This is a genomic window from Morganella sp. TYF_1 (assembly GCF_043105645.1).
Lineage (GTDB): Bacteria > Pseudomonadota > Gammaproteobacteria > Enterobacterales > Enterobacteriaceae > Morganella > Morganella morganii_B.
The window spans coordinates 97,013-120,242 of the sequence record NZ_JBICLU010000017.1 but is presented as its reverse complement, the minus strand read 5'-3'; the positions used below and the strand labels follow the sequence as shown (position 1 = coordinate 120,242).

The window sequence follows — 23,230 nt, the reverse complement described above, 5'->3', positions numbered from 1 at the left end:
TATGCATGAGCTTAAAATATCACATAATTATCCTAATAAATATTGGCTGAAATATGAGGAGAATGGAGTTACAAGTGACGACTTTATGAGATGTAATTACGTGAATTTTAATGATAAACTGAAGTTTGGTTTAAACGGAGTGGTTAGTGAAAAAAAAATATTATCCTATGATTTTTTATTTAGTGATGGGCCTATTGTAGTATCACAGAAAGCTGCAGAACTGTTATCTCCCAGTGAGGAAATGGGTGATATACAACTTATTGAGGCTAGTTTATCTATGAATGGGACAAGCCATTATGGCTACAAAGTATTAAATATACTTCGTTCGTTGCCATGTATCGATATGGAGAAGTCTGAAAGTCAACCGATATTAAGTTACTTACCAGATGGTCCTCGTAAATTTAGCAAAGTAGTACTGAAAAGAAATGTGAAAAATGACTTTTTCATAGCTAGATCTCTGGAATGTAACTCATTTATTGTAATGTCAGACTCTCTGAGAGAAGTTTTTATTGAGAATAATATAATAGGGCTGGAGTTATAACTGTACATTTTGATGACAATATAAACTATCCGTAAAGACTATAAACTGTAAAGTAATGTGATCCTTATAGAGAAAGTGCGAAGCAATATCACTGGAAGGTTTGGCGGTAAGATAATATAGGCTGGTTTACTACATGGTAAAGAGCAGAAGTTAAACTGAGAATCCTGCATTATCTGACACCGCAACGGGATCAGAATTTACGTTTTCAGGGTCAATATTTCGACAGAGAAACCGGACTGCACTATAATACCTTCCGGTACTACGCGCCGGATACGGGACGCTTTACCCAGCAGGACCCGATAGGGCTGGCCGGTGGGCTGAATCTGTATCAGTATGCGCCGAATCCGGTGGGGTGGGTTGATCCGTGGGGTTGGGCTAACCGTCCTAATAATGGTGAGTATCATATATTTTTTGAGCATTCTGTTAATCCATCTAATAGATATTCAAGTGATGCAGTTCAGTTCAGAAAGGCGAACGATGCATTACTTACGCGCTTGGATACCGGTGCTGTATTTAGAAAAGATATATTAAATCGTCATCCAGAATTACTGGATTGGATAAAAAATGGAAGTAAAAGTAGTAGTCCATCTGGGTTTACATGGCACCATCATGAGGATCTTAATAGGTTAGTCTTGGTTGATAGACTCGATCATAAATCTAACCACGCATTATATCACCCAACAGGAAAAGGTGGACGGGATATATGGGGGGGAGGAAAGCCAGGACGACACGGAAAGCTGAATGGTGCTATAGGTAAAGCTTGTTGAATATGAATATACTTTAAAATAGGCGGACACATGTTAAATAAAGATAGTCAATATAGCTTGGTAGATATTATTTCCGATATGAAAAAAACAGATTCTCGGGATGATAATTTTTGTTTGTATGGTGAAAATAGCGATGATTTGGAATTAAATGGAAATTACTATGTATCAGATTATCCTGATGTAGATGATGATAAGGAAATATATCCTCAGATAGTTATAGCTAAAAAATTAAATTATTTATATTCAGGGCAACAATTTGCTGATGTCATTGATTCTGTTATAGAACAAAAACCATCAGCTTCACCTGACGATTTTGTGAAAGCTCTAAATTATTATTCTAATAATGATGATTTTCTTGATTTTTGAGCCCGAAATTTAAATTATATAATTACCTGCTTTGGCTACAGCAACGCACCAAAGCAGGTAAATCACATCGTATCACTCCCCGATCAGCGCCTTAACCTTAAGTTTAAATGCAGCGATCTGGGCTTGTTGTTGCTGATTTTGCTGCTTAATTGCCCAGATATCCTCGCTGTCCGGGATTAATACCAAACAGCCGTTTAAAATCTTCACCGTAAATGTGAAACCGGTCTCAAATCCTGCCGCTTTCAGCCAGTGCCCTTTTAGGGTAATGGCTGAAATTAGGATCGGGTAAAACCGAAAAACGCACGTCGGGAAAACCGGGTTCACAGCAGCGGTATAGCAGAAGAATAGCTCTTTAAAAAGTGAGGCGCAGCGGGGCTTGCAGGGCACCGGACAGTACAACCGCACCGGGATGCGCCCTATGACCCGATAGGGCTGATGGGCGGGTTGAACCTGTATCAGTATGCACCGAATACGCTGGTATGGGTTGATCCTTGGGGGCTGCAAAAATGTATGGGAGTTAGTGACTCTGGACATCATGTCCCTGCTGTACGTAAATCGAAAGGGCGCCCTTTTGAAGTGTCTAGATCTGATAAAACAAGGCCGACATTATTCCCTCGAGGGAAAAACCCAGAACATGATCATTGGCGCATGCATGATGCGGAAAGGGATGTAATAGGACCAAGACAAGGTGATTTTGCTGGGACAGATAAGCAATTATTTGATGCGTATAGAAAAGCTTATGCTAAGTTGGATGATATTCGGGTTGATGTGAAATCTCCGAATGGAACACATACTTTAGGAACAGATGTAACACCAGTAAAAGCAGTTGATTTAATTGAAGAATGGCTAACTAAGCAAGGGTTAATGTAATGTCTAATGATAAATTAAATGAATTGTTAATGATAATTAACGAACCTAAATTTTTTGATTTTTTATTACATATAAATATTGATGATGCATTAGATAAAAGAGATGGCGATGAGTTTGAAAAACAGTGGCTAAATAGTTTTAATAAAATAAAAAATATATGTTCCCCTGACGATTGTATCGAAATAATAAATAGGATAAGAGAAGCTTCATTTAAGTTATCATTTAAAGTTTGTGGAGATAGTGATGTTTCCGCTTATATATCAGATGATTTTGAAATGATATCTAAGTGCTTGTTATTGAATGATTCTGAGTGTTGGCCTCTTAGTTATTTATTAAATAGATATTTAAAAGGTGAGTTTCCAGGGTAGTATGATAAGTACTTGCTGGATGAAATATGCTCATATTTAATCAGTAAAAGCCGAAAGATCTTTCAACCTTCCGGCTCATTTATAATTTAGTTCAGTTTTTAGTTGTTGGCATACTTTGCCATTAACTCATTCATTGTATTTTTTATCATACGAAGTTGAGCTTGCTGCTGCTGATTTTACTGCTTAATTGTCCGGATATCTTCGCTGTCCGGGATTAATACCAAACAGTCGTTTAAAATCTTCACCGTAAATGTGAAACCGGTCTCAAATCCTGCCGCTTTCAGCCAGTGTCCTTTTAAGGTAATGGCTGAAATTAAGATCGGGTAAACCCGACAAAACGCACGTCGGGCAAACCAGGTTCCCGGAAGCGGCGTAACAGACAAATCGCTCTTTAAAAAGTGAGGCGCAGCGGGGCTTGCAGGGCACCGGACAGTACAACCGCACCGGAATGCGCCCTATGACCCGATAGGGCTGATGGGCGGGCTGAATCTGTATCAGTATGCACCGAATCCGTTGACGTGGGTTGACCCATGGGGTTGGTCTAATAAACCATTAAACTCACCTGATATTATTAACTGGACAAATAAAGGTGGAACCGTTTACCAGGAAATTAATTCTAAAGTATGGGTTTATGTCGATTGGGAGGGAAATAAAGTTCGCTATCCGAATGGATATCCGGATTTTTCGCCTTATGTTGTCCAGAGTGTCGACGTTACAGATTTGAAAGGAAATCATAGTAAATCTCCTAGTGGTGATTTTGGGAAGGCTGATAAATTGGCAAGTAGTCCGGCGAACTATGATGTTAATACATGACATCATCATGAAAATACAGTCACTATGCAAGAAGTACCAAAGAAAATTAATAGTAGGTTCACGCATCGAGGTGGTGCATCTATAATCAAGAAAGGTTGCTAACAATAGGTGGTATTATGGCTATAGTTTATTTTGATGGTTTGAGTGATAAGGAACTTACTGTTATTGAAGGTAAATATGGCCTTAAGCTTCCTGTGGATTATAGATTGTTTTTATCTAATTATAATGGATGTAGAGTAACATCTCCTAATTACTGTGATTTGCCTTTTAAAGATGTTGATGATAGGTTTATCTCTTTTGATTCACTCTTTAGTGTGGGTTCTGAAAATGAAAACTATTGCTTGGAATATATAAATGATGAGTATTTATCTGAGCTGGAGTCCATAGAATATTCATTTTTAATTGGTTCAGACCCAGGGGATAACTTCTATTTTTTGGTGACTGAAGGTGCAAGTAGTGGTGTGTATTATTGGGATCGTGCTGAGATTCATTCTGATAGTGTAGATGGAAGAATTAATATTTATAAGATATGTGAAAAATTTGAAGTTTTTTTTCGAAATGATTTTGTCATCATATAAATAAAAGATAGGATATTATTAAAAGATATCCTATCTCATTTACAATGATTATCACTCCCCGATCAGCGCCTTAACCTTAAGTTTAAACGCGGCGATCTGGGCTTGTTGCTGCTGATTTTGCTGCTTAATTGTCCGGATATCTTCGCTGTCCGGGATTAATACCAAACAGCCGTTTAAAATCTTCACCGTAAATGTGAAACTGGTCTCAAATCCTGCCGCTTTCAGCCAGTGTCCTTTTAGGGTAATGGCGGGCGGCGGGCTGCTGTTTTTGCCCTTGGGGGTGTAAGTATCCAGGAAAAAATTTGTTGGCTATTATCCAACAAATCCGCTTTCAGAATGTTTTGACAGAAAAAATCTGTTCACTATTGATGAAGATATTAGCCGGATTTTTGTGACGGATAAATTTAAACAAAGAGTAGAAGATGCAGGTTTAACTGCTTTCGATTTTTCAGTAGAAATAGAATTATCGTAACGATATTGGCGAACTGATAATTTAAATTACAGACTCATGTAATTACCTGCTTTAGCTATTAACGGCCTTGTTGCAAATAATCAGCCCGTTCGCTGTCAGACTGCTCATAGGTACAAAAAACCCCCGATAATTGGGTGTCCGACTATCGGGGGCGACTTCCGTTTCAGCGCTTTTTACGGAACAATCCGTTCTCAGTGAACCTGTGACGGGCTGAGCAGCTGATAGATGGTATCCGGGGTGTATTTTTCACCGGAAAAATAGATATTCCAGTCGGTGAGCATTTCTGTATTCAGCGGATAGATACCGCCTTCCTGCATCTCTTCAACATAAAAAGGCTGGTTGATGAGTTTGCCGGTAAACACGTCATTATCCAGTGTTTCCGGGATAAACCACATGTGTTCCAGGTCATCATCATCCCCGTAAGGAATGCCGCATTTGACCATAAACGCCCATGGATGCTCACCCTCCTCCTCACCGGCTTTTTTACCGAATACCCCCCCGAGCAGACCTTTTTTCGTTTTAACCACCGGCTGCCCGTATTCCGTAAACATCTGGGCAAAATAGTGCCAGCGCAGCCGTGCTTTTACGGCCATTTCATGAGTTTCACTGTTCGGGCGGTAAAACATAATGGCCGCATCATCGTCGAAACCACGGAAAAATGTCTGTAACACCGGCGAACTTTCATTTACCCGGAACAGCATACAGGACGGATGGTCATGCTGATCATCGCGATCACCGCGATCACCGAGAAATTCATTTTCCGGCATATTATCGTGAGAGTAATCGATCGCTTCCAGAGGCTTCAGCTGGTCGATCGGGGTGTTTTTGTTGATCTGACGGATCCCTTCCTGATACGGCAGTGCCACAATATATTCCAGCTGTTTTTCAGTCTGACCGCACAACATCGGCTCATTGAACAGCACTTTGCCTTCATTAAGACTCTGCCCGATAAAACTGCGCAGCAGATCAGGAATGCCGTAGTAGGCATTAATGGTATGCGGCAGCAGCAGTTCCACTTCCGGGATCCCGCAGCGCAGCAGGCCGTGTGTGTGGAACCAATACATGGTCGGCGGGGAATTTTCCGTGTCATAAATTGCATGAATGGTATAAAGGGATTCAATGTTCAGCTGCACGTCATTTTCCAGCTGAAAATTAAGCCACTCACGGGTAAACCCGCGCCCGGCTGCCGAAATATCAATCCCCAGCAGCAAATCCGGCACCAGAATCTGCACCATTTTCAGCTGATACCGGTAACTTCGCAGTACATCATTCTGCAGAAGACATTCAACATAAATGTCCTGCCCGGTCTGGTTGACTTCGGCCAGTAATCCGGGGGAAAGCGGATCGGTTGAATAATAAGGATTAATTTCCAGTTCCGGTGCCCGCGGTGCCAGTGACACCAGAAACAGCAGCTCTTCATCACCGTAATGACAGGTGTAATAAAAGCTGTTCTCATCATGCTCCGCGTATTCAATATCACCCTGTGTGAAAAAGGTTTGTGATGCCAAACGCTCTTCTAACTCTGCCAGGTTGAGCCGCGAGGGAGGGAATGCCACTACCTCCGACGTCATCCTCTTACCTTTACCTTCCGCAACCTCAAGGTAATATTGCTTTATATCCATCGGTAATGCCTTTATCCGCTCTGAGTTGTGCTGCTGTGCTGTAACCATCTCCGGCTGAACTCTTCCTCCGGGGAACATGAAACACCGGGCGTCAATTATATGCATTGTGACAACAATAACCTCTGCTTTTGTCCCGGTTATGCCACACAGACAACGGCAAAAAATGAATATGCTGAAATAAAACTCATTTGTTCATACGTATAAGTACCACACTTTATATCCGGAGTTCATTCAGAATAATCCACCTATTATTATGTAAATAAACATTTCAGCCGAAATGACACACCCGGACATGAAAACGACTATAATCCGGTCAGTTACCCGCCCTGTACTGAGGTATGAAAAGTTGAATAATAACAAAAATCTGACGATTGCCGTTCCGTTACCCGAGCCTTATCATACAGCGGATTTTCTCGCATTTCATTTACGTGATAATCACCATGTGGCTGAAGACGTCACAGGGAACCGGGTGATGAAAGGGATTTGTCTGCATGGTCATCCCGCCCTGCTGACCCTGGAAATCCGCGCCGGGGAAGCCTGTGTCACCCTCACGACAGACGGCCCCGGGCCCCTGCCGGAAGACGAAGCCCGTATGCAGCATCTCGCCCGGCATATGCTCGGCCTGATCCAGCCGGTAGAGGCATTCGAAGAACAATATCAGGATCACCCGCTGGCCGGGCCGCTGATCAGGCAGCAGAAAGGATTACGGATCTACCAGTCCGCTACGCCGTTTGAAGCCATTAACTGGGCGATTATCGGGCAGCAGATCAGTGTTCAGGCGGCGATTTCTATCCGCCGCCGCCTGATTCAGCATATCGGCCTGCGTCACTCCTCCGGGTTGTGGTGCTATCCGGACGCAGCGCATATTTTACAGACCGATTTTGACGGTCTGCGCAGCTGCGGTTTTTCCGTCGGTAAAGCGAATGCCCTGCTGGCGCTGAGCGAACAACTGGAAAGCGGGGTGCTGGTGCTGCCGGATGTGGTTACACCGGATAATGCGGATGCGGTTTCCGCCTCACTGACGGCGATAAAGGGTATCGGTACCTGGACAGTCAGCTATGCGCTGCTGCGCGGCTTTAACTATCTGAACGGCTCACTGCACGGCGATGTTGCGGTACGGCGTAATCTGCAGCGCCTGCTGGCGCGGGATGAAAAAATAACAGCGGATGAAACACAGGAATGGCTGGCGGATTTCGCGCCCTGGCGGGCTCTGATGGCCGCCCACCTGTGGCGGCTGGAGTCCGCCGCCGGGTACTGAGCAAAAAAATGCCGCATTTGCGGCATTTTTTCTCTCTGCGGATTCAGCGCAGCCAGTTGGTTTTTGCCAGCTCCACAATCTCATCACCACGCCCGTTGATAATCGCGCGCAGCATATACAGACTGAAGCCTTTGGCCTGCTCAAACTTAATTTCCGGCGGCATGGCCAGTTCCTGTTTGGCGGTCACCACATCCACTAAAACCGGACCGTCATGGGCAAATGCCGTTTTCAGTGCATCATCCAGTGATTCGCTGTCTTCAACGCGGATCCCTTTAATTCCCATGGCATTGGCCATTGCGGCAAAATCCGGATTGTGGAGATCAGTGCCGTCAGTCAGATAACCGCCCGCTTTCATCTCCATGGCCACAAAGCCCAGCACACTGTTGTTAAAGATGACGATTTTCACCGGCAGCTGCATCTGCGCCAGGGAAATGAAGTCCCCCATCAGCATACTGAACCCGCCGTCACCGCACATCGCCACCACCTGGCGTTTGCGGTCGAGTGCCTGAGCACCGATAGCCTGCGCCATGGCGTTTGCCATCGAGCCGTGGTTAAAGGAACCTACCAGCCGCCGTTTGCCGTTCATGGTGAGATAACGCGCCGCCCAGACAGTCGGGGTGCCCACATCACAGGTGAACACGGTGTCATCATCTGCCAGCTCACTGATTTTCTTCGCCAGGTACTGCGGGTGGATCAGCTCCCGTTTGCTTGCGGTTGCCAGCGCGTCGAGGTCACTGCGGGCGGTCTGATAATGCTTCAGCGCCGCATCGAGATGGGTGTGATCCTCTTTGGCCTGCAGGCGTGGCTGAATGGCGTTGAGTGTGGCTTTGATATCCCCGATGACCGCCATATCCACCGCGCAGTGCGCGCCGAGGCTGCCCGGATTGATATCCACCTGAATAATCTTTGCGTTGGCCGGGTAAAACGCGCGGTACGGGAAGTGTGTACCGAGCAGCACCAGAGTATCTGCATTTTCCATGGCATAATAGCCGGAAGAGAAACCGATAAGCCCGGTCATCCCGACACTGTACGGGTTATCATACTCAATATGCTCTTTGCCGCGCAGCGCATGCACCACCGGTGCTTTCAGGGTTTCCGCCAGTTTGATGACTTCATCATGCGCCCCGGCGCACCCGGCGCCGCACATCAGTGTGATATTTTTCGCACCGTTAAGGGCATCCGCCAGTTTCACCAGCTCATCCCGCTGCGGCATGACCAGCGGCAGAGACGGCTCATACCAGACATTGCGGGCCGATTCCGGTGCCGGTCTTAATGCCACATCCCCCGGAATGACCACCACGGCCACGCCGCGCTCCAGAATCGCCTTGCGCATGGCAATACCCAGCACCTGCTGGATCTGTTCGGGGTTGGACACCAGTTCACAATAGACGCTGCATTCACGGAACAGCTCCTGCGGATGAGTTTCCTGGAAATAGTGGCTGCCGATTTCGCCGGAAGGAATATGTGCGGCAATTGCCAGTACCGGCACGCGGTTGCGCTGACAATCAAATAATCCGTTGATCAGGTGAAGGTTACCCGGCCCGCAGGAACCGGCGCACACCGCCAGTTTACCGGTCAGATGCGCCTCTGCTCCGGCGGCAAACGCCGCCACTTCCTCATGCCGGGTACCCATCCATTCAATGCTGCCCAGTTTGCGTAAACTGTCACTCAACCCGTTCAGTGAGTCTCCGGTGACACCCCAGATACGGTTGATTCCTGCATCCGCTAACATTTTGGCGATATAACCCGCTACAGTCTGCTTCATCGTAAATCTTCCCTCTTACTGGTGATAAATCTGATTCGCAATAAGATGCCGCACAGAACAATACCGGTCTGCTCTGTGTGTTTATCCTGTCAATTCAGTGTAGCCCGGGCTCGCTGCAGATAAAACCACCAGTAATAAGGGAAATTTACAGCACTAATTCAGGGTATTTCCGGAGAACCGGCTGAATAATACAAAAATGGCTGCAAGGATATATAAATACACTTATCTTAACTTCTGTTTAATAATATTAATGTTATCGTCATTCCGGGAGGATGATTTATATTTCACACAAAATAAGCATAAAAAACAAGAAAATGAAAATCTATTCAATTGAATGATATTAAAGATAAATATAATATAAATCGGCGCATTTATATTATTTACCACAGAGATCATCCTTATTATTCATGCACCATGAAATACTGATATGATATAAACACGATCTCTGTCACGCTCACTTTTTTAATACTGACGTTAAAATCCCTCCTGCAAATAATAACGAAAACAGCTGCTGACAGAAACCCGCCGGTTCCGGAAAGCAGACTTTTTTTCGTAAAAATAAAATGTACTCATGTTGCGCCGGCGCTGTGGTATGACCGGTTTCCGGTCATACCCGCGCTTACATCAGGGATTCTTTATCAGCACACCAACCGGTTTCAGTTACGGGGTAAATGTAATGACCAATAAATACAATATCAGTGAAAAACTCTTTGCGCTTGAGGCGTTCAGCAAAAAAACGCGCCAGGATTTACATAAAATCCCTGAGCTGTCCGGTGAAGAATATAAAACCTCAAAATACTGCCGTGAACTGATGGAAAGCTTCGGCTATACCCTCCGTCAATTTGAGGGATACACCGGCTTTACTGCCGAACTGACCGTCAATCCGGCATACCGGCTGATTGCTTACCGTACCGACATCGACGGCCTGGAAATGCCGGACATGACCTGCAACGAGCACAGTTCGGTACACGAAGGCTGCGCCCACAACTGTGGTCACGACACCCATATGACCATCGCATTGACTGCGGCAAAATACCTGAGCGAACATCGTGATGAACTGACACATAACGTCCGTTTTGTCTTTCAGATGGCGGAAGAAGATATGCGCGTGCCGGGTGCGGATAAAATGGTGGAAATGGGCTGCATGGACGGCGTGGATGAAGTCTACGGGCTCCACAACGATGCCGCGATTGAAACCGGCTGCATCCGTTTTAACGCGGGTGTGATGTCCTCTTACGGCTCTGCCTGGACGCTGGACGTACACGGTGTTTCCGCGCACGGTTCCACCCCGCACAAAGGGCTGGATGCTATCCGCGAAGCCACCCGCATCATTGATTACATGGATTATATCGTCGCCAAGAAAACCGATCCTTTCAGCCCGGCCGTTTTCGGCTGCGGTATGATCAACGGCGGTACTATTCCGAATGCGCTGGCTGATTATGTACAGGCGCGCGGTACCATCCGTTCTATGGATGAAGAAACCGATAAGATCTTAAAAGCCAGCTTTAAAGAGATTGTGGCCCGCAGTGAAGCCGGTGGTTTCAAAACCACCCTGGAAGCCTGCGGTTACCCGGCGGTGATTAACCATCCGAAAGCTGCGGAGGTGATTAAAAACGCGGCAGCGGCCTTCTTACCGGCTGAAAATATTGATTCAAACGGTAAGCCGATGACCGGCAGTGAAGATTTCAGCTATATGATTAATGCCACCAAAGACAGATTAGGTGCCATGTATTTCCTTGGCAGCGGTAACAAAGCCAAAGGAATTAATAACTATCTGCATGCCAATCCGTATTTTGTTGATGACGATTGCCTGCTGATTGGTGCGCAAATCTTTATTAATATTGCCACCCGATAAAAAAGATAACACACAGCAAACACAAAGCCCGGTAACCGACGTTACCGGGCTTTTTTTATCCGGAATACCGGATGAATCAGAGCTCAGGTAATGCGCGGTAAAGCCGGTCACGGGCTTTCGGATCAACCGGCAGCCACTGTTCCGGCTGGTGAATATAATTCAGGTCAAGATGCGGCGCATAACAGGAAATAAAGTCATACATATAATCCTTCAGATGTGTATGACGGCTGATACAAATATGGGTATAGCTCGGCTTCACCAGATTCCCGATATTAATACAGCGCAGTGAATCACTGTCTTCCGCCGGATCAAACGCCACGGAGGAAATAACACCGACACCGGCTCCGCGCTTCACATAGAATTTAATAATTTCCGTATCAACTGCGGTTAATACCACATTCGGCGTCAGGTGGTTCTGGTAAAAAACCTGATCCAGCTTGGAACGGCCGGTAAATCCGAATACATAGGTGATCAGCGGATAATGAGCCAGCTCCTGAATCGTCAGCTGCTCATTCTGTGCCAGCGGGTGATCGTGCGGCACAATCGCACTGCGCGACCACTGATAGCACGGCAGGGTCAGTAAATCGTCATACAGATGCAGGGATTCGGTGGCGATCGCAAAATCCACATCCCCGTTTTTCACCATTTCCGCCAGCTGTGCCGGGGCACCCTGGTGAAAATGCAGCGAAATATTCGGGTAACGCGCATTAAAGCGTTCAATCACTTTCGGTAATTTATAACGGATTTGCGTGTGGGTGGTGGCAATACGGAGATTCTGTTTTGTCGTGGTATCTTCATGTGAAACCAGACTTTTAATTTTATCAAACTGCGCGAGAATATCGCAGGCAACGCGATGAACTTCTTCACCAATCGGACTGAGTGATAATAAATTATTATTTTTCCGGTTGAATAAAGAAACGTTCAGTTCATCTTCAAGAATTTTAAGCTGTTTGCTCACTGTCGGCTGCGAGGTGTACAGCTTCTCGGCGGCATTCGTGATATTAAAGTCACTCCTGACCACCTCAACAAAACTTTTGAGCTGATTAATGTTCATTGCTTATTTATCCAGTTATAAAACGGATTCAAAATATTAAAATGATTAATAAACAGGGTTATAAGAGTAATACAACATGCTGTGTGTCAGAATGATAGCACAAGGCGGGTGATGAAGAAATAAACACGTCCCGTAAAAAACGGTATCCGTTATTAGCGGACTAATAACGGATTTTTGAGATGAAACTCATTATCACTCAAGATCACGAAATTACATCAGTTCAGATTCGACCGGCAAAATAACGGTTTCTGCTTTCCAGGATTCCCGTTCATTTCCGCTGTCGCGTTTACTCCGGCCTTCAATCCCGGTGAAGAACCAGCCAACCGGTACTTCAAAGAGATCCGCAATACGGACTAAACAGTCCACATCAACACGGTTTACACCACGTTCATAACGTGACATCTGCTGCTGGCTGATTTCGATCATTTCAGCCAGTCTTGCAGCAGTAATACCGTGATCTTTCCGTAACACCTGAATTTTTTGCCCGACAGCACGCGCTATCGAGTTTTTTGCTTTGGTCATGTCGCTATCCCTCACATATGGCTGTGATAATTATCAGATTCCCCTCTGATAACTAACAAAATATGCGTTTATTAAAGAAAGTGGACCAATTGATATTCACAAAGTTTTACTCTTTGTTGTTGTTTTAACTTCCGCATGAATGTACTGATGCAAACCAGCCCCGTACACATGTTGAAACACATATTACATATTCATTTACCAAATTGAAACCTGCCGTTCCTGCACTTAACGGATTGTAAAAAAAAGAATTATTCGATGTGCGAAAGAGTGATAACCCTCTGTATTATAGTATATTTACCTTTTCTCCCGCCCCGGAGATAGGTATAAACCACTAAAAATAAAATGACATATTTGTGGTATAAAATAGTGATTATTTGGCTTTAATGGAGTAAGAAACCCCAATTAAATGGAAAAAAAACGATATATCTTGAAACATTTATGTATTTCTTAAATTGCTATTAACAGATATCACTGCGCAATTTGTATATTCAGCATATAACACCAAAGTTTATCTTATTATTACGTAAAGAAATCATTAAGGTCAGTGATTATCTATTAATTACAATAGACGTAATTATCGGGAAAATGCATACAGAAAATTGAGAAATCAGGTGAAACATACTGATAACATTGTCAGTTTTGCGGAACAGCCCTATATTTCGCTCACCGTTCAATCACTATCATGATAATTTCACTTATAATTTAAAATACATCCGATTTTAACGTTGATTATTCCCCATTTTACGAAATAAACCGCTGTAAAAATAACAAGTAAAACGATACTGCTTTCAGAACAGACTGTATTTTCACTGATTTTTAAGAAAAAAAACAGCACTGAACATATTGTATTCACGGGAGTTAAATGCCAAATACAGGGTATTAATCAGTACAAAAGACCACTGGTTTTACAAAAAATATGATTTATGCTAAATTAGGTGACCTCATTTAAAAAGAAAGGGGCTTTTTTTGGTTATTACAACACACTACTTTCCTATTCTTCCTGTCCTGTCTGCGGTTTCCTGTACCGTCTGCCGTTAGCGGCGTTATATCCGATAATCAATCTATTTAACGGGAAACATGAATACAGGAAAAAGTACGTATTTATACTTACCAATTTAGTATTAAACATCTCCTGCTACCGATGAATTCACTATCATATAAAGAGTCGTTGTGGGTTTGAGTGAATCTCAGTCACGTGAATCCCCGTCATAAAACAAAAGGATACAACGATGAGACGCAAGAAAACAAAACAAAAACCTTTAAATATCAATGATATTACTATTATTGATGATGGAAAATTAAAGAAAGCCATTACCGCTGCCTCACTGGGTAATGCCATGGAGTGGTTTGACTTCGGGGTCTACGGCTTCCTGGCGTATGTACTGGGTCAGGTCTTCTTCCCTTCCGCCTCTCCGGGCATACAGATGATCGCGGCGTTAGCCACGTTCTCCGTACCGTTTCTGGTACGTCCGCTGGGTGGGGTCTTTTTCGGCATTATGGGCGATAAGTTCGGCCGTCAGAAAGTCCTTTCCGTCACCATCATTATTATGGCCGTCAGTACCTTCTGTATCGGTCTGATCCCATCTTATGCAAGTATCGGGATCTGGGCACCGGTTCTGTTACTGCTGGCAAAACTGGCTCAGGGTTTCTCCGTGGGCGGTGAGTATTCCGGTGCAGCTATCTTTGTAGCGGAATATTCACCGGATCGTAAACGCGGATTTATGGGCAGCTGGCTGGACTTCGGCTCCATCGCCGGTTTCGTCTGTGGTGCCGGTGTGGTGGTTCTGATCTCCAGTATTCTCGGCGAAGAAACCTTCCGCGAATGGGGCTGGCGTATCCCGTTCTTCCTGGCGCTGCCGCTGGGCGTGATCGGTCTGTATCTGCGTCATGCCCTGGAGGAAACCCCGGCTTTCCAGCAGCATGTTGAGGATATGAAAAATGCCAACCCTGAAACCGGCGAAGATAAGCCCCGCGTTTCACTGCGCAGCATTGCCTCACAATACGGTAAGGGTCTGATGATTTGTGTCGGGCTGGTGATTGCCACCAACGTCACCTATTACATGCTGCTGACCTACATGCCGAGTTATCTGTCGCATAACCTGAACTACAGTGCGGATCACGGTGTGCTGATTATTATCGCGATTATGATTGGTATGCTGTTTGTACAGCCGCTGATTGGGATGATGAGTGACCGCATCGGCCGTAAACCGTTTGTTCTCGCCGGTAGTATCGGGTTATTTGTGCTGGCGATTCCGGCATTTATGCTGATTAACAGTGGTGTCATCGGCCTGATTTTCTTAGGCTTACTGATCCTGGCGGTGCTGCTGAACTGCTTTACCGGTGTGATGGCCTCTATTTTGCCGGCCATTTTCCCGACAAAAATCCGCTACAGTGCGCTGGCTATCTCGTTCAATATCTCCGTGCTGATTGCCGGTGCCACCCCGACAGCCGCCGCCTGGCTGGTCGAGGTAACCAATAACCTGTATATGCCGGCCTATTATCTGATGGTCATTGCCGTTATCGGGGCCGTTACCGCGATTGTGATGAAAGAAACCGCCAATAAGCCGTTACGCGGAGCCACACCGGCGGCATCTGACCGCGCGGAAGCCAAAGAGATTTTGCTTGAGCATTACGATAATATCGAACACAAGATTGAGGCGATTGATGAGGAGATTACCGCGTTGCAGAAACGCCGCCAGTCACTGATTGATCAGCACCCTAAACTGGACTGATGTCCTGCTCAGGCCCGCCTCTCCGGACGCGGGCCTTTTTATTATTTATGCGGGAGGTAACGTTATGACAGATTCAGCACCAGCCGTTGTCTGGCTGCGGCACGATCTGCGGCTGACAGATAACACGGCGCTTTACGCCGCCTGTCAGGCACACCGGCAGGTAAAACTGATTTTTACCCTCACGCCGGGACAGTGGGAGCAGCACGCTATGTCGCCGTCACAGCAGGCGCTGATTTTCTGTCAGCTGCACGCGCTGAACACATCCGCAGCCGCACTCGGGATCACCCTGCACGTACAGCCGTGTGATACGTTTGAAGATGCCGCTGACTGGCTGGCTGCGTGGTGCCGTGAGCATCACATTCCCGCCGTGTATGTCAATAAACAGTACGGGCTGAATGAACAGCGCCGTGATGCACGCTTTGCTGTCCGTCTGCCGGATACCTGCCGTTTTTATGCCTTTGATGACAGTGTTCTGCTGCCGCCGGGCAGTGTGAGCACACAACAGGGCGGCCTCTACAAAGTGTTCACCCCGTTCCGGCGCGCGTTTCTCACCGCACTGATGCAAACCACCATCCGCGTGCTGCCGGTGCCGGAGGCCAAAGGATCGCCTGTTTCCCCGGCGCCTCTTAATCTGCCGCAGCAGGAACATACTCTTTTTCCTTCCGGAGAAGAGGCTGCCCTGCAACGGCTGGCGGATTTTTGTCAGAAGCACGCGGCGGATTACAAAACAGAGCGGGATTTCCCGGCGATTGACGGCACCAGCCGCATCTCCGCGTATCTCGCCACCGGAATATTGTCCCCGCGCCAGTGTCTGAGCCGCCTGCGCCTGCATTTCCCGATGGTCGCCGATGAGCCGGAAAGCGGCGCTTATACCTGGCTAAGTGAGCTGATCTGGCGGGAATTCTATCTGCATCAGCTGGCACAGCACCCGGATATCAGCCGTCACCGCCCGATGCAACGCTGGACAGAGGCCATTGTCTGGTCACCGGATAACAGCGGGCTGCTTGCCTGGCAGCAGGGAAAAACCGGGTTCCCGCTGGTCGATGCCGCCATGCGTCAGCTGAATGAAACCGGCTGGATGCATAACCGCCTGCGGATGATCACGGCAAGTTTTCTGGTCAAGGATTTACTGACTGACTGGCGGCGCGGTGAGCACTACTTTATGTCACAACTGATTGACGGTGAATTTGCCGCCAATAACGGCGGCTGGCAGTGGGCAGCCTCCACCGGTCATGATTCAGTACCGTATTTCCGAATTTTCAACCCGGTCACCCAGGGTAAACGGTTTGACCCGGACGGCAGTTTTATCCGCCGCTGGCTGCCGGAACTGGCAGACGTGCCGGCGAAATACATTCACACCCCCCATGAATGGGCGGAGAAAAACCGGCGGGAGATTGATTATCCGAAACCGGTGGTGGATCACCGGATGGCGAGGATCCGTGCCATCGATGCTTACGAAACCGCCCGCCGGACCGCTGCCGGCGGGGATGACGATCCGTATTAATCGGTTTTGTCTGCTGACCGGCGCACCGTGCTGTAGGTCAGCAGATGCTCCAGATTATAATAACGGGCTTTATTCAGTACGGTGGTGTGAGACATCCCGATTTCGCGGGACACCTTACGGGCCGAACCATAGCGGCGCAGATAATCCTCAAGCAAATTTTTCTCCTGACGCGCCAGGGACTCTTTCAGGTTAATCTCTTCCGGTACCGGCTGCACCGCAGGCAACACATCGGCTCTCTGTACCGGATGTGGCCGCTGTACCGGAGAAACCATCACTTCCTCATGGGGCAGCCACAGGTCGCCGACGGTAATTTCCCGGCCGGACGCCAGGTGAATAGCCCGCAGAATCACGTTTTGCAGCTCACGCACGTTGCCCGGCCAGGAATAGGCCATTAACTGGTGATATGCATCCTGGGACAGACTGAGCTGTTTATTCAGTTCCGTTGTGTATTTACTGATAAAACGCTGCAGTAACAGCGGGATATCGGTTTTCCGCTCTTTCAGCGGCGGGATATTAATCGGGATCACGTTGATCCGGTAATAGAGATCTTCACGGAACGATTTGTTCTCGATCATCTCTTCCAGATTCCGGTTGGTCGCCACAATGATCCGCACATCCACCGGGATCTCTTTATGCCCGCCGACCCGGCGGATCACCCCCTCCTGTAATACCCGCAATAATTTACTTTGCAGGATAAGAGAAAGCTCGCCGAATTCATCCAGAAACACCGTACCGTGGTTGGCGGATTCAAACAGCCCCATCTTTCCGCCCTTGCTGGCACCGCTGAACGCACCACCCTCATAACCGAACAGCTCACTCTCAATCAGGTTTTCCGGCAATGCCGCACAGTTAATCGGTGCAAACGGATGCGCACTGCGGTCGCTGGCGTTATGAATGGCGCGGGCAAACAGCTCTTTCCCGGTGCCGGTTTCACCGCGGATCAGCACGGTATACGGGCTTATTGCGATTTTTTTAGCAAAATCAATCAGGTTCATCATGACTTCGCTTTCACAGATAATGTCATCAAAGCTGAACGGCAGGCTTTTATTCACCGACGATGCCATTTGCTGCACTGAACGCAGGCTTTTAAAGGTGATCACCGCGCCCATCACCTGGGACTCTTCACTCAGAATCGGACGACCGGAGCAGATATAGTACAACTCCCCTTTCGGGGTACCGGTAACCATCTGATAGTGATCAAAACTGTTGCCGCCGAGCAGTTTGGTGAGCACGGTCTGGTTTTTGCCGCTGAGAATTTTGCTGATATTGACGCCGACAATATTTTCCCGCGAGATCGAGAAAAAGTCTTCCGCCACTTTATTGAAGTAGTTGATATTACCCTGATTATTGATACCGATAATGCCATCCGTGGTGGATTCCAGAATTGCCTGTAATTCTTTTTCTTTACGCTCGTAGGGCTGTAATTTGGAACGGGTGACACTGATAACATCAGGATTAAGCAGGAGTTTGCTCAGCAGCAGCTTAACATCCCGCTCGCACTCCGTATTGAATTTGACATAAATTTTGCACGGAAATACTTCCATGGAATTAATGCTGATCCCGGAGGCCGAAAACTCATTGATGACTTCTTCCACCATGGCGACGCGGTCAATGGTATTAATTAACCATCTATATGCAGACATGTGTTTAGTCACTCCCGGTTAGTGTATGTAGTGCTCATTCTTCACCTACCTTGCCAGAGTTAACCTATTTAAGGTACCCATGAAGAGGTGAACAAAGGGCGAAACACAACAAAATAGTGCGCAATAAAAAAACCATATAATAAGCGGGCTTATCATACAGAGTATAATTGTTATTTTTGGGTTCTGTTACATTCTGTACTATAAACAAGTTCAGCTGCCTTGTACCCGCCAGATATCTCAATTCTATGAAAAAAAGTCCGCAGGTTATCAGGTTTACACCTGCTTTTATTGGAGTGGTAAATCATTAAAAATGCAGTCATTAATGGAATTGATTATTCCTGACGTTGATCATTATCAACCGCCGGACGTATCGATTCAGGGAAAAATTTAAAAAGAGATCTGGATCACTCTTCCCTTTTGGGGCTATAATGTGACGCAAGTCCGGTTTTATCCCCCAATGTGATTAACCTCACTATCAGAAAGTGGCAACCCACTGTCAATTTTCTTTACACCTTGTCATTTTTACTTACACTCTGCTTTCCACTTCTTTTGTTCTTACTTCATCTAAGCTATGTCTTAAAATTATTTATCTCATTTAATTCAATGTGTTATAAAAATAACTCCTGAGTTGGCACGGCTATTGCTTTTATTACTGCAACAACAGCACATGTTGGCATAATAAAAAATTATTCTTTGGAGGATTTATGCACGATTATACGAATAAAGGTTATGACACTAAGATTGTTCACGCCGGCCAGCAGGCTGATCCACTGACTGGTGCGTTATCAACCCCAATCTATCAGACCTCTACATTCGTCTTCGACAGCGCAGCACAAGGGGCAGCACGTTTCGCATTAGAAGAAGAAGGTTATATCTACTCACGTTTAGGTAACCCGACTAACGCAGCATTAGAAGAAAAAATGCGTGTACTGGAAAACGGCGAAGCCGCTCTGGCAACGTCTTCCGGTATCGCCGCTATCTCTACCACTATCCTGACTATGTGCGGCCAGGGCGACCATATCGTTGCTTCTGACACGCTGTACGGCTGTACTTATGCTCTGCTGTCTCACACCCTGCCTAAATTCGGTATCGAAGTCACTTTCGTTCGCGCAAATGACCCTGCGAACATCAAAGCGGCAATGAAACCAAACACCAAAATGGTTTACGTCGAAACTCCGGCTAACCCGACTCTGGCAATGATCGACCTCGAAGCAGCGGCAAATGTTGCTCACGAAGGCGGCGCAATGCTGGTTGTGGATAACACCTTCATGTCTCCGTACTGCCAGCGTCCTCTGGAATTAGGTGCAGACATCGTGGTTCACAGTGTGACCAAATACATCAACGGTCACGGCGACGTTATCGGTGGTGTGATTGTCGGTCCTGCTGACTTCCTGACCCAGGCGCGTCTGGTCGGTGTTAAAGACATCACCGGTGGTGTCATGAGCCCGTTCAACGCATGGTTAACCCTGCGCGGTCTGAAAACACTGCACGTCCGTATGGAACGTCACTGCGCTAACGCCATGAAAGTTGCTAAGTATCTGGAATCTAACCCGAATGTAGAAGCGGTATTCTACCCGGGTCTGCCGTCTCACCCGCAGCACGAGTTAGCGAAAAAACAGATGAGCAACTTCGGCGGTATGATCAGCTTTGAAATCAAAGGCGGTATCGAAGCAGGCCGTAAAGTGATGGATGCTGTTGAGTTATGCATGCTGGCAGTAAGCCTGGGCGATACTGAAACCCTGATTCAGCACCCGGCATCAATGACTCACTCTCCGGTTCCGGCTGAAGAGCGTCTGAAAGCAGGTATCACCGATGGTCTGATTCGTATCTCTGTCGGTCTGGAAACACCTGAAGACATCATTGCTGACCTGGAACAGGCTATTGCGAAAGCAGTTGCTTAAGATCAGAGCGGAAAATTAAGTCTTGCAGTATGTACTCACCTCATTTGCCGTTAACACACAGACGGGGTGAGTACACGAAGCACGCGGAAAAATTCATTGAGAGCCACTCTGAATTCTCTCCGGCGTGCTTTTTAAGTATTTAACAGGTTATTTTTAGCGGTAATAAAAAGAACAACGCAGTGCTGAAATTTTTTAGAAACCATAATCACAATAAATTATTATGAAAACCAAGGGGGCTTAGTATGGCGGACATGACCTCAACCGAGAATTCCGCGAAAGCGCTGGGCAAAATACCATTTACAATGTACGACGCCGGCTGGGTAGTGCTTTGTATTGGTATGGCGATCGGTGCCGGTACCGTTGTAATGCCGATTCAGATCGGTCTGAAAGGTATTTGGGTATTTATTTTAGCTTTCATGATTGCGTATCCGGCAACCTATATGTTGCAGAAGCTGTACATGAATACGCTGTCTGAAAGTGAAGAATGTGAAGACTACACAAACATAATCACACAGTATCTGGGCAGTAACTGGGGTGTGGCTCTGGGGGTTATTTACTTCCTGATGCTTATCCACGGTATCTTTATTTACTCTCTCTCTGTTATTTTCGACAGTGCCTCTTATCTCCATACGTTCGGTGTGACAGAGGGTGTGCTTTCAAGCTCACTGATCTATCGTGTGGCTGTCTTTGCCGCACTGATTTTCATTGCCTCCAAGGGCGAGAAGCTGCTGTTTAAAATCTCCGGTCCGATGGTTATCGTGAAAGTCGGTATCATTGTATCGCTGGGTCTGGTGATGATCCCTCACTGGGATTTCAATAACATCACTGCGTTCCCGCCGATTGGTGACTTTACCCGTGACGTGCTGCTGACTGTACCGTTTGCGTTCTTCTCTGCGGTCTTCGTTCAGATCCTGAACCCGATGAACATCGCATACCGCAAACTGGAATCAGACAAACGTGTTGCCACCTACCGTGCTATCCGCGCCCACCGCGTGGCCTATATCACCCTGGTAACTATCATCCTGTTCTTCTCATTCTCCTTTACGTTCTCTATCAGTCATGAGCAGGCCGTATCCGCGTTTGAACAGAACATCTCTGCACTGGCTATTGCTGCTCAGGTTATCCCCGGCGCGGTCGTGAGTGTGATGACCACCGTTCTGAACATCTTTGCGGTTCTGACAGCATTCTTCGGTATCTATCTGGGCTTCCAGGAATCCGTGAAAGGGCTTGCGGTTAACATCCTTTCCCGCTTCATAGATAAAGAGAAAATCAACCATACGGTATTAAACATCTGTATCTCTGTCTTCATCGTTGCATTACTGACTGCATGGGTGTCAACAGGGTTCTCCGTGGTTGTCTTCTTCCAGATTGGCAGCCCGTTATACGCTATCGTTTCCTGCTTAATTCCTGTTTACCTGGTATTCCGTGTCGCGAAACTGAAAAAATTCAAAGACTGGAAAGCCTGGTGTGTTATGGGCTTCGGTATCCTGCTGCTCATCGCACCGTTCTTCAAATACCTTGAGTGACGGGTAAGAGAAAACAGGCCATCCGTCGGTGCCCCGCACTGACTGAAATAAAGTAACACCCCGGAACCGGTCACAGCACCGGTTCCGGAAAGTTAAAAAACTCAGCACCGCAGTCTGAATAAAAAAACCTCTGTCCTTCTGACCACAATATTATTATGTTCCTTAATTGGTCAGCATATTGCGGGAGATACCCTCTCCCGCTTTTTTTCGCCTGAAATCGCTCCCGGTGCCACCCTGTCATCGGTATTACTGTCTTATTTCTGCCGGATGGCAGGCACGGCAAACCCGTACAGTAATCCGTAAATAAACTGTACCGGTCTGTCTTTTTTATTTAAAAGCGGAAATAATCGTAATTAAAAATCACGCGGCGAAATAATGCTGTCCGCAATAAGGCTCATCCGGATTTCCTGAATATCCCCGTCTTCATTTTCATAAATAATGTCATCCAGCCCGGTGCCGGTTGCATTCATTTCCTCAAAAAAACGCCCCGGAGTGAGTCTGAACGCCAGACTGATACGTAACAACGTGTCCACATCGATACGGTTTACCCCCCGCTCATAACGCGAAAGCTGCTGCTGGCTGATCCCTATTCTGTGTGCCAGCTGCTTTGTGGTCAGACCTGCATTGGTCCGGTATTGTCTGATAACCTGTCCGATAGCTTCGGATACTGCATATTTCTTCATCATTAATCAATAACCCTATAAAGACCATCACTAAAATTCCTTGTTTAGCTCACTGATCCCGGAGAAAACACTTAAAACTATAAGTAGTTTATCGCAGATAGGGGCATTTTTGAAAAACCAAAGGTTATACTGTTTGTGAGTACATGAAAGGGAAAATGAGACCGGATGTTTCTATATGTTTCACCTTTAAAATCATAGTGTAACGAGATAATATTACAAAATATAAATCGATCGAAAGAACAATGAATTAGTAAAATAAGTGTTATATACCAAATAATTATAAAAAAAACATGTTTTCACTTCATTCGAATAAAAATTCCGAGCTTTTACAGGATGTGAAAAGGTGTGTTTGATCCCACACCTCGGATTTCAGCATAACAGAATGAAAAC

At 46.3% G+C, this 23,230-nt stretch carries 19 protein-coding genes and 5 pseudogenes; 15 read left to right on the top strand and 9 right to left on the bottom strand.

Annotated elements, in window-relative coordinates:
* Window position 1: 1 nt before the first annotated feature.
* From ACF8OF_RS08765 to ACF8OF_RS08755, 3 genes and pseudogenes are all read left to right on the top strand, one after another.
* Window positions 2-541, top strand: coding sequence for a hypothetical protein (locus ACF8OF_RS08765; protein WP_392496365.1), 540 nt, complete (start codon window positions 2-4; stop codon window positions 539-541).
* Window positions 542-729: 188 nt separating this feature from the next.
* Window positions 730-1,308, top strand: a pseudogene (locus ACF8OF_RS08760) (RHS repeat-associated core domain-containing protein); the annotation flags it as partial.
* A gap of 30 nt (window positions 1,309-1,338) precedes the next feature.
* Complete coding sequence (locus tag ACF8OF_RS08755; RefSeq protein ID WP_262863091.1) at window positions 1,339-1,674, top strand: hypothetical protein; 336 nt, start codon at window positions 1,339-1,341, stop codon at window positions 1,672-1,674.
* A 72-nt stretch (window positions 1,675-1,746) separates the two neighbouring features.
* On the opposite strand, the gene ACF8OF_RS08750 is transcribed toward ACF8OF_RS08755, so the two are convergent.
* Window positions 1,747-2,079, bottom strand: a complete 333-nt coding sequence (locus ACF8OF_RS08750; RefSeq protein WP_392505294.1) for a SymE family type I addiction module toxin — start codon at window positions 2,077-2,079, stop codon at window positions 1,747-1,749.
* Between the two features lie 15 nt (window positions 2,080-2,094).
* Between ACF8OF_RS08750 and ACF8OF_RS08745 the strand changes: the two are divergent.
* Window positions 2,095-2,544, top strand: a pseudogene (locus tag ACF8OF_RS08745) (type IV secretion protein Rhs); the annotation flags it as partial.
* Window positions 2,544-2,912, top strand: a complete 369-nt coding sequence (locus tag ACF8OF_RS08740; protein WP_392496363.1) for a hypothetical protein — start codon at window positions 2,544-2,546, stop codon at window positions 2,910-2,912. The pseudogene ACF8OF_RS08745 and the gene ACF8OF_RS08740, both read left to right, overlap by 1 nt.
* 176 nt (window positions 2,913-3,088) lie before the next feature.
* Here ACF8OF_RS08740 and ACF8OF_RS08735 read toward each other — a convergent pair whose 3' ends face one another.
* Window positions 3,089-3,295, bottom strand: coding sequence for a SymE family type I addiction module toxin (locus ACF8OF_RS08735; RefSeq protein ID WP_392496362.1), 207 nt, complete (start codon window positions 3,293-3,295; stop codon window positions 3,089-3,091).
* Between the two features lie 61 nt (window positions 3,296-3,356).
* Here ACF8OF_RS08735 and ACF8OF_RS08730 point away from each other — a divergent pair.
* From ACF8OF_RS08730 to ACF8OF_RS08720, 3 genes and pseudogenes are all read left to right on the top strand, one after another.
* Window positions 3,357-3,455: pseudogene (locus ACF8OF_RS08730) on the top strand (RHS repeat-associated core domain-containing protein); the annotation flags it as partial.
* Between the two features lie 282 nt (window positions 3,456-3,737).
* A pseudogene (locus ACF8OF_RS08725) lies at window positions 3,738-3,827 on the top strand (HNH endonuclease); the annotation flags it as partial.
* A 14-nt stretch (window positions 3,828-3,841) separates the two neighbouring features.
* Window positions 3,842-4,303 (top strand): SMI1/KNR4 family protein, encoded by a 462-nt coding sequence (locus tag ACF8OF_RS08720; RefSeq protein WP_392496361.1) that lies wholly within the window; start codon window positions 3,842-3,844, stop codon window positions 4,301-4,303.
* A 51-nt stretch (window positions 4,304-4,354) separates the two neighbouring features.
* On the opposite strand, the gene ACF8OF_RS08715 is transcribed toward ACF8OF_RS08720, so the two are convergent.
* Window positions 4,355-4,597 carry a SymE family type I addiction module toxin gene (locus ACF8OF_RS08715; protein WP_392496415.1) on the bottom strand — a complete coding sequence of 81 codons (243 nt, stop codon included), beginning with the start codon at window positions 4,595-4,597 and terminating at the stop codon, window positions 4,355-4,357.
* Between ACF8OF_RS08715 and ACF8OF_RS08710 the strand changes: the two are divergent.
* Window positions 4,596-4,775: pseudogene (locus ACF8OF_RS08710) on the top strand (hypothetical protein); the annotation flags it as partial. The gene ACF8OF_RS08715 and the pseudogene ACF8OF_RS08710 overlap by 2 nt on opposite strands.
* A gap of 191 nt (window positions 4,776-4,966) precedes the next feature.
* Here ACF8OF_RS08710 and ACF8OF_RS08705 read toward each other — a convergent pair.
* The gene (locus tag ACF8OF_RS08705) at window positions 4,967-6,445 is read right to left on the bottom strand and encodes a DUF4026 domain-containing protein (protein WP_392496360.1); all 1,479 of its coding nucleotides are present in this window, start codon (window positions 6,443-6,445) and stop codon (window positions 4,967-4,969) included.
* 298 nt (window positions 6,446-6,743) lie between these two features.
* On the opposite strand from ACF8OF_RS08705, the gene ACF8OF_RS08700 reads away from it, so the two are divergent.
* A complete protein-coding gene (locus tag ACF8OF_RS08700) occupies window positions 6,744-7,655 on the top strand; it encodes a DNA-3-methyladenine glycosylase family protein (protein WP_392496359.1) in 912 nt (303 codons plus the stop codon).
* Window positions 7,656-7,698: 43 nt separating this feature from the next.
* Here ACF8OF_RS08700 and poxB read toward each other — a convergent pair whose 3' ends face one another.
* Window positions 7,699-9,420, bottom strand: coding sequence for a ubiquinone-dependent pyruvate dehydrogenase (gene poxB / locus ACF8OF_RS08695; protein WP_392496357.1), 1,722 nt, complete (start codon window positions 9,418-9,420; stop codon window positions 7,699-7,701).
* Window positions 9,421-10,096: 676 nt separating this feature from the next.
* On the opposite strand from poxB, the gene ACF8OF_RS08690 reads away from it, so the two are divergent.
* Window positions 10,097-11,275, top strand: coding sequence for a M20 family metallopeptidase (locus ACF8OF_RS08690; RefSeq protein WP_262861543.1), 1,179 nt, complete (start codon window positions 10,097-10,099; stop codon window positions 11,273-11,275).
* Window positions 11,276-11,351: 76 nt separating this feature from the next.
* On the opposite strand, the gene ACF8OF_RS08685 is transcribed toward ACF8OF_RS08690, so the two are convergent.
* Both ACF8OF_RS08685 and ACF8OF_RS08680 read right to left on the bottom strand, forming a co-directional pair.
* The gene (locus ACF8OF_RS08685; protein ID WP_025151566.1) at window positions 11,352-12,329 is read right to left on the bottom strand and encodes a LysR substrate-binding domain-containing protein; all 978 of its coding nucleotides are present in this window, start codon (window positions 12,327-12,329) and stop codon (window positions 11,352-11,354) included.
* A gap of 210 nt (window positions 12,330-12,539) precedes the next feature.
* Entirely contained in the window at window positions 12,540-12,851 is a 312-nt protein-coding gene (locus tag ACF8OF_RS08680) for a helix-turn-helix domain-containing protein (protein WP_262861544.1), read from the bottom strand.
* 1,229 nt (window positions 12,852-14,080) lie between these two features.
* Here ACF8OF_RS08680 and proP point away from each other — a divergent pair.
* Together proP and phrB are read left to right on the top strand one after the other, a co-directional pair.
* On the top strand, window positions 14,081-15,583 hold the full coding sequence (gene proP, locus ACF8OF_RS08675) for a glycine betaine/L-proline transporter ProP (RefSeq protein WP_262883706.1): 1,503 nt from the start codon (window positions 14,081-14,083) through the stop codon (window positions 15,581-15,583).
* Between the two features lie 64 nt (window positions 15,584-15,647).
* Complete coding sequence (gene phrB / locus ACF8OF_RS08670) at window positions 15,648-17,087, top strand: deoxyribodipyrimidine photo-lyase (protein ID WP_392496354.1); 1,440 nt, start codon at window positions 15,648-15,650, stop codon at window positions 17,085-17,087.
* On the opposite strand, the gene ACF8OF_RS08665 is transcribed toward phrB, so the two are convergent.
* Entirely contained in the window at window positions 17,084-18,730 is a 1,647-nt protein-coding gene (locus ACF8OF_RS08665; RefSeq protein WP_262861547.1) for a sigma-54-dependent Fis family transcriptional regulator, read from the bottom strand. The genes phrB and ACF8OF_RS08665 overlap by 4 nt on opposite strands.
* A 704-nt stretch (window positions 18,731-19,434) precedes the next feature.
* Between ACF8OF_RS08665 and megL the strand changes: the two genes are divergently transcribed.
* On the top strand, window positions 19,435-20,631 hold the full coding sequence (gene megL / locus ACF8OF_RS08660; RefSeq protein WP_262883709.1) for a methionine gamma-lyase: 1,197 nt from the start codon (window positions 19,435-19,437) through the stop codon (window positions 20,629-20,631).
* Window positions 20,632-20,873: 242 nt separating this feature from the next.
* Window positions 20,874-22,157: an amino acid permease gene (locus ACF8OF_RS08655; protein WP_262861548.1), complete on the top strand. Its 1,284-nt coding sequence runs from the start codon at window positions 20,874-20,876 to the stop codon at window positions 22,155-22,157.
* Window positions 22,158-22,510: 353 nt separating this feature from the next.
* Here ACF8OF_RS08655 and ACF8OF_RS08650 read toward each other — a convergent pair whose 3' ends face one another.
* Window positions 22,511-22,843 carry a helix-turn-helix domain-containing protein gene (locus ACF8OF_RS08650; protein ID WP_262861549.1) on the bottom strand — a complete coding sequence of 111 codons (333 nt, stop codon included), beginning with the start codon at window positions 22,841-22,843 and terminating at the stop codon, window positions 22,511-22,513.
* Between the last annotated feature and the right edge of the window lie 387 nt (window positions 22,844-23,230).